The organism is Brevundimonas huaxiensis (assembly GCF_014218725.1).
GTDB lineage: Bacteria > Pseudomonadota > Alphaproteobacteria > Caulobacterales > Caulobacteraceae > Brevundimonas > Brevundimonas huaxiensis.
In genome coordinates, this window is sequence record NZ_JABBJE010000001.1 from 176,135 (window position 1) to 188,550 (window position 12,416).

Genomic DNA, 12,416 nt, shown 5'->3' on the forward strand with positions numbered 1-12,416 from the left:
GGCGTGTCTCTCCTTTTGTTCTGTGGTTCAGCCGGCGAACAGGGCGCGGGCCTTCAGGTCGTTGGATTTCAAGGCACCGTCGATCAGGCCGGGCGCCAGGGCGTTGAGGCGGACGAACAGGCTTTCGGGGAAGCCGAGATAGACGTCGCGGCGATCTGAGCGGATGGCGGCGACGATGCGGTCGGCGATCAGGTCCGGATCGTCGACAGCCATGCCGGTCAGGCGCGCATATTCGTCGACCTTGGCGGAGTTGAACGGCGTAGCCACTGCGCGGGGCGCAACATAGGTGACGCCGACGCCTGTTCCGGCCAGCTCGCGGCGCAGCGATTGGCTGAGCGCCCGCATCCCGGCCTTGGCGCTGGAATAGCTGGCGAAGTGGGCGAAGTTGATCGAGCCGAAAATGGAGCCTACGTTGGCGATCTGGCCGTGCTTGCGGGCCTTCATGCCGGGCAGGACGGCCTGGGCCAGACGCGCCGGCGCGACCAGATTGACCATATAGGTCGCCAGCAGATGCTCGGGCGTCTGCTGCTCCAGCGGGCCGAAATGCTGGATGCCGGCGATATTGATCAGAATGTCCCAGGCGCGGCCGCCGGCCTGTTCGGCGACGCTGTCGAGGCCCTGCGGAGTGGACAGGTCGCCCACCAGGGTGTGATGGCCCGCCACCGGCGCGCGGGCGACGATCGTGACCCGACCGCCCTCGCGCTCGATCCGCTCGACCACACGACGTCCCAAGGCCCCGGAGCCGCCGGTGATCAGGATGTTGCGATCCTCAAACTGCATCGGCCGTCTCCCGCGCTGCGATGTGGGGGATGGAGGCAAAGACTCCACCGAACAGCCCGAACATCACCTTGGCCATGTGGACGATGGCGGCGCGGTCGTCGGCGTCCGACACTCCGTCCAGCAGTTGCTTGAGGAAAAGGATGTGATCCTGGTCCAGAGCTCCGTGGGAAATCAGATAGGTGAAGGCGGCGGGCGGCAGGCCGAGGCTCTGTTGCACGGCCTCGGCGCCGACGCTGGCCAGCTGGATGCTGGTGCCTTCCAGCACATAGACCATGCCGAAAAAGGCCATCGGGTTGATGCGCTGGATGGTGTCATAGGCATAGGCCACCATCAGTTCGGTCGCGACGTTCGGGCCGTGCTGCACGGTCTGATCGGGGTCGCCGCCGGCGGCGCGGATGTCGTTCAGGATCCACTGCTCGTGGCCGGTTTCCTCGGCGATGTAGTCGTCGAGCGCGGCCTTGAAGACGGCGTGGTCATCGTCCAGCCGCGCCCGGGCGGCCTGCATCAACGGCACGGTGTGGCGGACGTGGTGATAGGCCTGGGCCAGATAGGCGACGTAGGTTTCGCGGCTGATGCGGCCGGCCAGACCGTCGCTGATCTGGGGGATGGCGGCGAAGGCGGCCCGCTCGGTTGCGGTCGCGGCGACCAGGGTTTCAAAAAACGACATGCGAACTCTCAGGCGGCTTGCGAGGGGGAGGGGGCGTAGGTCCGCAGCAGGGTTTCGCGACGCGGACGACCGTTGGCCGTGACCTGACCGGCGGCGGGATCGAAAGGCGGCACCAGACGCCAGTCGCCGATGCGGGCGTAGTCGGGCAGGCGGGCGTTGGCGCGCCCGACGGCGGCTTCGACCTGGGCCGGTTCGGCGCCGGGCATCGCCACGATCAGGGCCGACAACGCCGCCTGCGCCTCGCCCATCACCATGGCCTGCAGGATCTGGGGCTCGGCCAAAAGCTCGCTCTCGACCCATTCGGGCGCGACGTTGCGCCCGAAGGCGGTGATCAGGGTGTTGGCCTTGCGGCCTTCGATGCTGAGCCGTCCATCGGCGTCGAAGCGGCCGATGTCGCCTGTATGCAGACGCTCCGGCGCGGGCGCCTGGCCGACATAGCCGAGGAAGGGATGGGGCGAGACCAGGATTTCGCCGTCGTCGGCCAGATGGACCGCAAGGTGAGGCAGAGGCCGGCCGACCGTGCCGGGGCGGGCGTCGTCCGGACTGTTGAGCGCCACGACAGAAGCGCATTCGCTGAGGCCATAGCCCTCGACCACGGGCAGCCCGGCGTTGGCGGCGGCCTCTAGCAGCGCCGGGGACACCCGGGCGCCGCCGACCGCGATCATCTCCAGCCGATGATCCAGCCACATGGCGCCCTGGGCGGCGATCAGGCCGCGCAGCAGTTCGGGAACCAGGATCAGGGTCGTGGCGCCGGTCTGGACAATGGTGGTCAGCAGGCGCGCAAAGTCGGGGCGGAAGGCCTGGCCCATCCCGGCCTCGGCCAGACTGGCGGCGTGATAGCGGCCGCCGGCCAGAAGCGTCGCATAGAGGCCGGCGACATTTTCCAGCAGCACCGCCAGCGGCAGCACCGGCAGATGCAGCCCGGCGCGGTCCCGGCCCAGGACCTGAACCAGAGAGGCGGCGACTGCCTCCATCTGATCCTGCGACAGGCAGACGCCCTTGGGCGCGCCGGTCGAGCCGGAGGTGTAGGTGATCTTGGCCGTGCCGGGATGCAGATCGCGCACCGGCAGCCCCGTCGGCGTCAGCCGGATCGGCGCGCCGCCCGCCGTCAGCTCGCCCGGAGCGCCCGGCGTGATCAGCAGCCCCGCGCCGGCGTCGGCCAGGGCATGATCGCGTTGAGCGGCCGTGAAGAAGGGCGGGATCGGCACGCTCGGTCGCTGGGCGAGGATTAGCGCCAGATCGACGACGACCCAGGCCGGCCCGTTGTCGAGCAGGACTCCGACCGGAGATCGGTCGTCGGCCAGGGCGGTCGCCAGCTGACCGACCTGCGCCAGCAGTTCGGCCGCGGTCAGCGAACCTTCGGCCCACTGGATCACCACATCATCGGGCGTGGAGCGGGCGCGACGCGACAGGGCGTCCAGAACAGCGCTCATGAGCGATCCTCGTAGTGCAGGCGCGTGCGGACGGCCCGTCCGACCGGCGCCGTTTCAGAGAAGTGATCCAGCGGCGCGGTCGCCGCGTCGATGGAGCCGGCCAGCACCACCGGATCGGTCTGATAGTAGGCGCCCCAGCTGCCGCCGCCGTCGTCCAGGCGGCGCGGATCGGCGCGCGCGAGTTGAAGCGCGCCCAGACCGGCCTTGTGGAAGATGCGGCGCAGTTCGTCGGTCGCGGTCGCGACGGCGAATCTCAGACCTTCGGACTGCAGATGATGGGCCATGGCGGCGAACAGGAAGACGGTCGCGCCCTGTCCGCTGGAGGCCAGGCTGCCGATCTCGACCACCTGCGCACGGTCGATGACAGCGCCGATGGCTTGGCTCAGGACGGTTTCGACGGAGCCGTCCAGATATTGCTCCAAATACAGAGGCGCTTCGGCGGCGTGTCGGAAGCCGACGGCGGCGTAGATGACGCCAGCCTCGTCCTGAACGCTCATCAGGGTCGGGAAATGGGCCTGGATCTGGCCGCCATAGGCCTCGGCATAGGCCGCCTCGATGAACTGCTCCACGCGGCGACGTTCGCCTCGGCACGGATCGTCGAACCGGATGATGCGCGACGACAGCGTGCGGCGGGCGCGCGGCCGAACCGGATCGGCGTCTTCGGGCAGGCGGAGTGGAAACATGCGGGCCTCGGGCCAGGGGACTTCGGGCCAGAGACGACGCGGTGCGGCGACCCCCACAAAAAAATCTTTCGCCGTCGCAATCGCGGTTGCCGCAAAGGGCGCAGCAACCCACGATGGGGTGGTGAACGCCCCTTCCGGTCCCCCTCAGCACGACCCGAGCCGACCGGCGCGGCAAGCCCTGGCGGACGCGTGGCTGGACAGCCGCCCGGCCTTGGTGCGCTTTCTGACGGCGCGCACGGGATCGTCGGCTGCGGCCGAAGATCTGGCGCAGGATGTCTGGGTGCGGCTGCAATCTGTGACCGAGGAGGCCGCCGCCGAGGTCCGCCATCCGCAGGCCTTCCTCTATCGGATCGCCGCAAATCTGGCCCTGGATGCGTCCAAGGCCCAGCGTCGTGCAGGCGCGCGCGATCTGGAATGGCGGCGCGCTTCCGCTATCGATGATGCGGCCGAGGCCCAGGATGCGCCGTCGGCAGAGGACGCCGTCTGGGCCAAGCTGAAACTGGAAAAGGTGGTCGCCGCGATGGACCGGATGCCGCCCAAGGCCGCAGAGGCCTTTCGTCTGCACAAGATGGCCGGGCTCAGCCAGGCCGAGGTCGCCGAACGGATGGGCGTCTCGCGCAGCGCGGTCGAAAAATACGTTTCCGCCTCGCTGAAGGAACTGCTGCTGCGGGTGGGTTGGCCATGACGACCGGATTTCGCCATTTTTCATTGAGGATGCGGCGCGACCGCGTCGTCTCTCCCCCAAAGCCCGCTCGGGCCCGGACCGGATCATGACCCAGGACGACGTCATCAAGGACGAGGAGCTCGCCGCCCAGGCCGCCGCCTGGGTCGTGCGTCTGCGCGCCGATGACGTGACGATTGCGGACATCGACGCGGCGACGGCCTGGCTCGATCGAGACCCGGCCCATCGGCGCGCCTTCGACGAGGCCGAGGGGCTGTGGACCGCTTCGGACGACCTGTCCGACGTTCAGCCGGCGCCAGTCATCGACCTGTCGGCGCATCGCGAGCGGCGCAAGGGACCGGGGCGGCGATGGATGGTGGCGGTCCCGGCGATGGCTGCGGCTCTCGCCGCGGCGATCTTCCTGGGTCCGATGCTGCAAACCGCGCCCACCGTGGTCTACAGCACCGCGCCCGGCGAAACGCGGACGGTGACGCTGGACGACGGATCGCGGCTTCAGATCAACGGCGGCTCGACCCTGTCGGTGAAGATGGAGCGGGGACGGCGCCTGGTGCATATGGATCAGGCCGAGGCGACCTTCGACGTCGCGCATGACGCCGGCCGACCCTTCCTGATCGATGTCGGCGAAAGCCAGGTGCGCGTGGTCGGCACGGCGTTCAACATCCGCAGATCCGCCGATGACACCCAGGTGGCGGTGCTGCGGGGCGTCGTCGAGGTCAGCGACCTGAAACAGCCCGCGCGGCGGGTGCGTCTGACGGTCGGTCAGTCGGTCCAGCGCGACGACGCCGACGACCGCATGACCGTGGCCCCCGTCGATGTCCGCACCGCCGCCGCCTGGACCCAGGGCCGCCGCGCCTATGACGATCGGCCGCTGCGAGAGATCGCCGCCGACCTCAGCCGCGCCTTCGCCACGCCGGTGACCGTGGCGCCGAATGCGGCGAACCTGCGCTTCTCCGGCACGCTGGTGCTTGATGACGAAGCGGCGGTGATCGGCCGGCTGGAACGGTTCCTGCCGATCAAGGCCACTCGCGGGCCGCAAGGGGTTCGTCTAGAACGGCGCTGAACCTGCTTCGGACGTCGCCTTTTGGTACGAGCCTTCCTCTGCGCCCTGGTCGTCGTTTGCGGTGTGACCACGCCGTCGATCGGCATGGCCCAAGGGCGATCCTCGCTTCAGGTGTCGGTTTCGCCTCAGCCGTTGCGGACCGCCGTCCTCGACTTCGGTCTGCAGGCGGGCGTCAGCATCGACGCCGCCGGAGCCGAGCGATGCGGCCCCACGCGCGGGGTGAGGGGCCGACTTTCCGTCGATGCGGCCTTGTCCAGATTGATGCTGGGCACACACTGCGTCGCGACCCGCGTCGGCGACGGCGCCTACAGGATCGTGCTGGTCGCCGCTGCGCCGCCTGCCGTGGCGCGGACGATCTCGGCGCCGCCCGCGCCCGTGACCCCGACGACGCTGGATGAAGTCGTGGTGACGGCGTCACGCACGGACAATCTGCTGCTGTCGCGCGCCCCCTACGGCCTGTCGTCGCTGGATGGGGTGACGCTGGAACGGGCCGGGGTCAGCGACCTTGACGGCGTCGCCGCGCGCGTGTCGGGCCTGACGGTCACCAATCTGGGGCCGGGGCGCGACAAGCTCTTCCTTCGAGGCCTGGCGGACGGACCCGTCGCAGGACAGGCGCAAAGCCTGATCGGGCTCTATCTCGACGATGTGCGCCTGACCTACGACGCGCCCGACCCGGCGTTGCGTCTGGCCGACATCGAACGGGTCGAGGTCCTGCGTGGGCCGCAGGGGGCGCTGTACGGCGCCGGTTCGATGGGCGGCGTCGTCCAGATGGTCAGCCGCGCGCCGGACCTGGACGGCGTCTATGGACGCCTGACGGCAGAGGGGGCGCTGACGGCCGGCGGCGCGCCGGGCGACGCCGTAGAGCTGATGATCAACGCCCCGATCCTGCGTGATCGCCTGGCGGTCCGGGTCGTGGGCTATGACGAGACGGTCGGGGGCTACGTCGATGATCAGGCCCTCGGACTGAGCAATACCGGCGGCATGCATCGGCAGGGGCTTAGGGCGGCGGCGCTGCTGCGTCTGACCCCCGGCTGGACCTTGAAGACGGGATTCCTCGCCCAGACCATCGACGTCGATGACAGCCAGTACGCCAACCTGGGCGCCGACCAACCCTATGCGCGTCGTCGCAGCCTGACGGAGTCCAGCCGAAACGATTTCGACGGCGTCTGGGCCTCGGTGGACGGGGATCTGGGCTGGGCGCGGCTGCGGGCCTCGTCCAGCGTTCAGTCGCACGGCCTCGATGCGCGCTACGATGCGACGCCTGCGGCCCGATTGTTCGGGCTTACGGGAACAGCGGCGCTGGACCAGGCCGACGACCTGTCGGCTGCGGTGCATGAGGTGCGGTTGAACGGCGACTTCGGCGCGCGACTGAAGTGGAGCGCCGGGCTGTTCTTCTCGGAATACACCCACACCCGCACCGTCGCGATCTCGAACGGGCAGGGCGGGCCGGGGGTCTATCGACAGCACAGGCGCGACCATGTGGACGAGGCCGCCCTGTTCGGCGACGCCGCCTATGCGCTGACCGACCGCCTGAAGATCACCGCCGGCGCGCGCCTGTTCCGCATCGGGGTGGAGCATCGCAGCGAAACCGACGGCGATCCGACGGAGGTGTCTGGAGAGGATGCCTTGGTCGATATCACCCCGCGTCTGGTGATCGAATATGATCGCGGCCCCTTCGTCTTCTACGCCTTGGCGACCGAGGGTTATCGCGGGCCGGGCTTCAACGCGGGCGCCGTGCCGGGCGGCGATCAGCAGCCCGCGCGACGTGTGAAGCCGGACGAGATCGTCGCCGGCGAGGCGGGCGCGCGCTTCACCTTGTTCGAAGGGCGACTGCGCGGGCGAAGCGCGGTCTTCGTCGCCGATTGGCGCAACATCCAGTCGGACCGCTTCGACGCCCGGGGCCTGCCCTTCACCGCCAATCTGGGAGACGGCCGCAATCGCGGCATCGAGGGCGAGGTCGAATGGCGCGACGGCCCGTGGACGCTGGATGCGCACGCCGTCGTCAATGATCCCGAGTTGACCCGACCGGACCCCGGTTTTGCGCTGGGGACCGATACGCGCCTGCCGGCGGTCGCCGATTTCAGCGTCCAGGCCGGCGTCGTGCATGAGGCGCATCTGGCGCATGCCACGGTGCGTTCCGAGCTTCGCCTGGGCTATGTCGGCCCGACCGATATCGCCCTGTCGCCGACCTCCACCGGCGCCTCGGCCGGCTATCTGACCAGTTCGCTGGGCGTCGGCGTGGAGATCGATCGCTGGGCGATCAGGGCGTCGGTGGACAATCTGTTCAACCGCAGCGACGACACCTTCACCTTCGGCAATCCGTTCTACGCCTCGGGCGACATCAGCACGCCGCAACGACCGCTCACCGCCCGCCTGGCCCTGACGGCGCGGTTCTGATCAGGCGGCGATGTGGAACAGGCGGCCCACGCCTGCGGTGATGGCCATGGCGAGCGCGCCCCAGAAGACCACGCGCAAAACCGACCGGCCGATCGGCGCGCCGCCTGCGCGCGCGCCTAGGGCGCCTAGCACCGCCAGTCCCAGCAGGGCGGAAACCGCGACCCAGATCGCCAGCGTGTCCAAGGGCGCAACGGCGGCGACGACCAGAGGCAGGGCGGCTCCGGCCGAGAAGGTGATCGCCGAGGTCACCGCCGCCTGGATCGGCCGCGCGGTGGTGATCTCCGAAATACCCAGCTCGTCGCGCGCATGGGCGCCCAGCGCGTCATGCGCCATCATCTAGCGCGCCACCTCGGTCGCCAGATCCGGCGCGACGCCTCGCCCGACATAGATGCCGGCCAGTTCGCGCGTTTCGGCCTCGTGATCGCCGGCCAGTTCGACCGCCTCACGGGCCAGATCGGCCTTTTCGGTATCGGACTGCGAACTGACTGAGACATATTCGCCCGCCGCCATCGACATGGCGCCCGCCGCCAGTCCCGCCACGCCCGCGATCAATATGCCGCCATGACTGGTCGCCGCCGCCGCGACGCCCACCACCAGACTGGCCGTCGACACCAGCCCGTCATTGGCCCCCAACACCGCCGCCCTAAGCCAGCCGATCCGATCGACCCGATGGGTTTCGCTGTGGGGCATGCGCCTTCTCCATAATCGCCGCATTGAGCATGGACCGCGCGTTGGCCTGAAGCTAGACGCGGCGGTTGAATTCCGACGATCCGGGCAACTTCGCGCGCCTTGCGACAACCGCTATGCTGCCGCGATGAGTCGGGCCGCGTCATGATCAAATATATCGGCTCCAAGCGCGCCTTGCTGGGGCATGTGACGGGTGCGGTGGCGGGGGTGCTGCCGCAGGGCGGGCGGGTGTGCGATCTGTTCTCGGGCACGGCGAGGGTCGGGCACGCCCTGAAGAAGCAGGGGTTTCAGGTCTGGTCGAACGACCTGAACGCCTATGCCCACGCCCTGGCGACGACCTATGTTCAGGCGGATCGGGAGCGGTGGATCGAGCGGGCCGAGGGCGTGCTGGCCGAGCTGCGGACGGTCAAGCCCGAGGCGGGCTGGTTCACCCAGGCCTTTTGTCAGGATGCGCGGTATTTCCACCCTGACAACGGCGCTCGCATCGACGCCATGCGCGACCGGATCGAGGCGATGGGGCTGGAGCCGGAACTCAAGGCCATCGCCCTGGTCAGCCTGATGGAGGCGGCGGACCGGGTGGATTCCACCGCCGGGGTCCAGATGGCCTATATGAAGCAGTGGGCGCCGAGGGCGCTGAAGACGCTGGAGCTGCGCACGCCGGACCTGGTTCCGGCCGTGGACGGGCCGTGCCGAGCGACGCAGGGCGATGCGGTCGAGATCGCCGAACAGGTCGAGGCGGATCTGGTCTATCTGGACCCGCCCTACAACCAGCATTCCTATCTGGGGAACTATCATTGCTGGGAAAGCCTGGTGTTGTGGGACCGGCCCGAGACCTATGGGGTGGCCAACAAGCGGGTGGACGTGAGGACGCGCAAGAGCGCCTTCAACAGCCGGCCCGGCATCGGCCCGGCGCTGCGGACGGTGATCGAGCGGGTCAAGGCGCCGAACCTGATCGTCAGCTTCAACGACGAGGGGTATCTGAGCCGGGCCGACCTGGTCGAGATGCTGTCGGCGCGGGGTCATGTGCAGGTGCTGGAGATGGCGCATCCCCGCTATGTCGGCGCCCGGATCGGGATCCATAATCCCAAGGGCGAGAAGGTCGGGCAGGTCGGGCGGCTGAAGAACGTCGAGCACCTGTTCGTGGTGACGGAGCGGCCGGTTTCCCTGCCCGTGGCCGCATAGACACCAATAAAAACAACGGAGGGCGGGGCGGAACGCGAATCGCTGCGTGCCGTTGTGGGACTATGCAACCGCACCCGTACACCGCCCCCAAAACCGATCGCCTCGACGATTACCGCGTGCGTCCGGCGGCCGAGCCGCGCTCGTGGGCGCCGCGGACGGCGGATGCGACCTTCACCCACAACGCCGCGCGCTACACGCGGCCGGTCGAAGCTGCACAACCCATCGAGCAGATCGATGTCGAGCCCGAGGTGGCGCCGCCGCCGCGCTGGATGATGGCGATCGCCGGGGCGGCTGTTGCCGCCCTGATGGGCGCGCTGCTGGGCGGCTTCCTGCACATCTGAGACGGCGTCAGGCCTCCTGCAACAGCGCCTTGATCGGCGACCAACTGCGCCGGTGGGCGGGGCAGGGGCCTAAGGTTTTCAAGGCGTTCTGATGGATCGGCGCGTTGTAGCCCTTGTGGCTGGCGAAGCCGTAGCCGGGGTATTGGGCGTCCAGATCGATCATCAACCGATCCCGTGAGGTCTTGGCCAGGATCGAGGCCGCCGCGATAGATAGCGACAGTCCATCGCCGCCGACGACCGTCTGGATTTCGCACGGAAGCTTGAAGCGATAGTTGCCGTCGACCAGGGCGGCGACCGGCTGGACCTGCAAGGCCTCAATGGCGCGGCACATGGCCAGGCCCGTAGCGTGCAGGATGTTCAGTTCCTCGATCTCGTCGACAGAGGCGAAACCGACGCCCCAGGCGACGGCGCGGGCCTTGATCTCGGGCTCAAGGGCGGCGCGGCGCTTTTCGGTCAGGGCCTTGGAATCGTCGATGCCCGGCGGCAGGTCGTCGGGGTTCAGGATCACGGCCGCCGCCGAGACCGGCCCGGCCCAGGGACCACGCCCGGCCTCGTCCACGCCGCAGACGTGACCGTTGACCCGCTGCATCAGCACCGTTTCCAGCGCGAGGGTCGGGAAGGCTTTGGGGTTTGCGAGGGCTTTAGCCATGGCTCGCCATCGCACGAACCTGGGCGTGACGGAAGCAGGTCGTCTGGTGATCGTTGACCATGCCGACGGCCTGCATGAAGGCGTAGACGATGACCGGGCCGCAGAAGTTGAATCCGCGTTTCTTCAACGCCTTGGCCATGGCGACGGACTGTTCGGTCTGGGTCGGGGCCTGGCGATAGTCGGCGTAAGGGGTCTGGATCGGTTCGCCGCCGACGAAGGACCAGAGCCAGGCGGAGAAGTCCTCGCCGTCATCGCGCATCTGAAGCCAGATCTGGGCGCCCCGGATGGCGGCGTTGATTTTGGCGCGCGAGCGGATGATGCGCGGATCGTTCAGCAGGCGGTGGATGTCGGCCTCATCATAGCGGGCGACGATCTCGGGATCGAAACCATCGAAGGCGTCGCGGATACCCTCGCGTTTTCTGAGGATGGTGATCCAGGCGAGACCGGCCTGAAACCCGTCGAGCACCAGCTTTTCCCACAGGGCGCGGGGATCGCGTTCAGGCACGCCCCATTCGGTGTCGTGATAGGCGACATAAAGGGGGTCGGTCCCGCACCAGCCGCAGCGGCCGCCGGAAACCTCTGGGGCGTGTGAGTCGGTCATGGCCTGAAGTTGCCAGTCTGTTCTGGTTGAGGAAAGGGCGGTCGGCGTCGGGGAGACGGAGGGAAAACACCGTCTAAAGTGTCTAATTCGTCTAATCTCAGGGTGGCGGTTGGAAATTGCACTGCACCTCAAGAACGCGTGCAAAGTGCAAGAAAGTGCAATTTCGCGGGTGACGTCGGATGGCGGAAAAACAGTGTGACGAGCCCAAGTCTTCTTCTCCCTTCGTCATAGAACTGCGCATTTTAAGGGCGTTTAGGGAGGGGATGGTCGATTGACGCTGGTGAAAGCTAAACGACCGAAATCCCGCAAAATATTCTGCGATAATAGGATGCGTCTCGTCTCCTCCCCATGAAATGGGGAGGGGGACCGCGAAGCGGTGGAGGGGCTCTTAAAGTCCCACGGGCGCTTGTGCTGTGGTGAAGAACCCCTCCGTCACGGCGCTAAGGAGCGCCGCGCCACCTCCCCACGAAGTGGGGAGGAGACGGTCGTCATTTCAGTCCCGGACCAATCCGCCGTCCACGACCAGGTTCTGGCCGGTGACCGCGCGGCTCCAGGGGGAGGCGAAGAAGAGGACGGCGTCGGCGAATTCCTGCGGGGTCGTGACGCTGCGCAGCGGGGTCATGCCGGCGATCAGGTCGAAGACGGCCTCGGGCGTGGCGGCGCTGGCGTCGGTGGTGCGCAGAAGACCGCCCGAGACCATGTTGACGGTGACGCCGTCGGGGCCGAGGTCGCCGGCGGCGGTGCGGGTCAGGCTGAGCAGGGCGGCCTTGGCGGCGGTGTAGTCGTGGTAGGGCACGACCGGATTCTGGAACAGGTTGGTGCCGATGTTGACGACGCGGCCGAACCGGGCCGCGGCCATGCCGGGCGCGGTCGCCTGGATCAGGTTCAGGGCGCCGCGCACGACGGTCGAGAACTGGCGATCCATCTCGTCCCAGCCGATGGCGGTCATCTGGGAGCGGGCGTCGCCGTTGAAGCTGTAGTCCAAAGCGTTGTTGACGACGGTGGTGACGGGGGCGCCAAAACGGCCTTGCGCGGCCGCGACCATGGCGTCCACCGCGGCGCGGTCGGTCACGTCAGCCTGGAGGGCGAGGGCGCGCTCGCCGATCTCGGCGGCCAGGGCGTTCGCCGCTTCGCCGCTGTTTCTCCAGTTGATGACGACGCGGGCGCCTTCATGGGCGAAGGCGCGGACGCAGGCGGCGCCGACGCCACGCGCCCCGCCGGTGACGAGGACGATCTGATCGGCGATCTTCATTG

Annotated in this window: 12 protein-coding genes and 1 pseudogene; 5 read left to right on the top strand and 8 right to left on the bottom strand. The window is 68.3% G+C overall.

Features of this window, described 5'->3' with window-relative positions; translation table 11 throughout:
- Positions 1-27: 27 nt before the first annotated feature.
- From HF680_RS00850 to HF680_RS00865, 4 genes are read right to left on the bottom strand one after another with little or no spacing between them, the layout of a single operon-like run.
- A complete protein-coding gene (locus HF680_RS00850; protein WP_185223788.1) occupies positions 28-780 on the bottom strand; it encodes an SDR family NAD(P)-dependent oxidoreductase in 753 nt (250 codons plus the stop codon).
- Complete coding sequence (locus HF680_RS00855) at positions 770-1,447, bottom strand: TenA family transcriptional regulator (RefSeq protein ID WP_185223789.1); 678 nt, start codon at positions 1,445-1,447, stop codon at positions 770-772. Before HF680_RS00855 ends, HF680_RS00850 begins: the two co-directional genes overlap by 11 nt.
- An 8-nt stretch (positions 1,448-1,455) precedes the next feature.
- Positions 1,456-2,880: an AMP-binding protein gene (locus tag HF680_RS00860; protein ID WP_185223790.1), complete on the bottom strand. Its 1,425-nt coding sequence runs from the start codon at positions 2,878-2,880 to the stop codon at positions 1,456-1,458.
- Positions 2,877-3,563: a thermostable hemolysin gene (locus HF680_RS00865; RefSeq protein WP_017504196.1), complete on the bottom strand. Its 687-nt coding sequence runs from the start codon at positions 3,561-3,563 to the stop codon at positions 2,877-2,879. The genes HF680_RS00860 and HF680_RS00865 overlap by 4 nt, the downstream gene beginning before the upstream one ends.
- A gap of 121 nt (positions 3,564-3,684) precedes the next feature.
- Between HF680_RS00865 and HF680_RS00870 the strand changes: the two genes are divergently transcribed.
- From HF680_RS00870 to HF680_RS00880, 3 genes are all read left to right on the top strand, one after another.
- The gene (locus HF680_RS00870; RefSeq protein WP_317133973.1) at positions 3,685-4,248 is read left to right on the top strand and encodes an RNA polymerase sigma factor; all 564 of its coding nucleotides are present in this window, start codon (positions 3,685-3,687) and stop codon (positions 4,246-4,248) included.
- An 85-nt stretch (positions 4,249-4,333) separates the two neighbouring features.
- The gene (locus tag HF680_RS00875) at positions 4,334-5,305 is read left to right on the top strand and encodes a FecR family protein (protein ID WP_185223792.1); all 972 of its coding nucleotides are present in this window, start codon (positions 4,334-4,336) and stop codon (positions 5,303-5,305) included.
- A 21-nt stretch (positions 5,306-5,326) separates the two neighbouring features.
- Positions 5,327-7,702, top strand: a complete 2,376-nt coding sequence (locus HF680_RS00880) for a TonB-dependent receptor (RefSeq protein WP_185223793.1) — start codon at positions 5,327-5,329, stop codon at positions 7,700-7,702.
- On the opposite strand, the pseudogene HF680_RS00885 reads toward HF680_RS00880, so the two are convergent.
- Positions 7,703-8,392 (bottom strand): annotated as a pseudogene (locus tag HF680_RS00885) (VIT1/CCC1 transporter family protein).
- Between the two features lie 141 nt (positions 8,393-8,533).
- Here HF680_RS00885 and HF680_RS00890 point away from each other — a divergent pair.
- On the top strand, positions 8,534-9,571 hold the full coding sequence (locus HF680_RS00890; protein ID WP_185223794.1) for a DNA adenine methylase: 1,038 nt from the start codon (positions 8,534-8,536) through the stop codon (positions 9,569-9,571).
- 62 nt (positions 9,572-9,633) lie between these two features.
- Entirely contained in the window at positions 9,634-9,912 is a 279-nt protein-coding gene (locus tag HF680_RS00895) for a hypothetical protein (RefSeq protein ID WP_185223795.1), read from the top strand.
- Positions 9,913-9,919: 7 nt separating this feature from the next.
- Here the strand turns inward: HF680_RS00895 and HF680_RS00900 are convergent, their stop codons facing one another.
- From HF680_RS00900 to HF680_RS00910, 3 genes are all read right to left on the bottom strand, one after another.
- The gene (locus tag HF680_RS00900; protein ID WP_394353515.1) at positions 9,920-10,561 is read right to left on the bottom strand and encodes a ribonuclease HII; all 642 of its coding nucleotides are present in this window, start codon (positions 10,559-10,561) and stop codon (positions 9,920-9,922) included.
- On the bottom strand, positions 10,554-11,162 hold the full coding sequence (locus HF680_RS00905; RefSeq protein ID WP_185223796.1) for a DNA-3-methyladenine glycosylase I: 609 nt from the start codon (positions 11,160-11,162) through the stop codon (positions 10,554-10,556). The genes HF680_RS00900 and HF680_RS00905 overlap by 8 nt, the downstream gene beginning before the upstream one ends.
- 493 nt (positions 11,163-11,655) lie before the next feature.
- Positions 11,656-12,414: a 3-oxoacyl-ACP reductase gene (locus HF680_RS00910; RefSeq protein ID WP_185223797.1), complete on the bottom strand. Its 759-nt coding sequence runs from the start codon at positions 12,412-12,414 to the stop codon at positions 11,656-11,658.
- Positions 12,415-12,416: the final 2 nt, after the last annotated feature.

Coding starts and splice junctions, on each gene's coding strand:
- HF680_RS00850 (WP_185223788.1), bottom strand. CDS start 780: ATGCAGTTTGAGGATCGCAACATCCTGATCACCGGCGGCTCCGGGGCC.
- HF680_RS00865 (WP_017504196.1), bottom strand. CDS start 3,563: ATGTTTCCACTCCGCCTGCCCGAAGACGCCGATCCGGTTCGGCCGCGC.
- HF680_RS00910 (WP_185223797.1), bottom strand. CDS start 12,414: ATGAAGATCGCCGATCAGATCGTCCTCGTCACCGGCGGGGCGCGTGGC.
- HF680_RS00895 (WP_185223795.1), top strand. CDS start 9,634: ATGCAACCGCACCCGTACACCGCCCCCAAAACCGATCGCCTCGACGAT.
- HF680_RS00860 (WP_185223790.1), bottom strand. CDS start 2,880: ATGAGCGCTGTTCTGGACGCCCTGTCGCGTCGCGCCCGCTCCACGCCC.
- HF680_RS00875 (WP_185223792.1), top strand. CDS start 4,334: ATGACCCAGGACGACGTCATCAAGGACGAGGAGCTCGCCGCCCAGGCC.
- HF680_RS00900 (WP_394353515.1), bottom strand. CDS start 10,561: ATGGCTAAAGCCCTCGCAAACCCCAAAGCCTTCCCGACCCTCGCGCTG.
- HF680_RS00890 (WP_185223794.1), top strand. CDS start 8,534: ATGATCAAATATATCGGCTCCAAGCGCGCCTTGCTGGGGCATGTGACG.
- HF680_RS00905 (WP_185223796.1), bottom strand. CDS start 11,162: ATGACCGACTCACACGCCCCAGAGGTTTCCGGCGGCCGCTGCGGCTGG.
- HF680_RS00855 (WP_185223789.1), bottom strand. CDS start 1,447: ATGTCGTTTTTTGAAACCCTGGTCGCCGCGACCGCAACCGAGCGGGCC.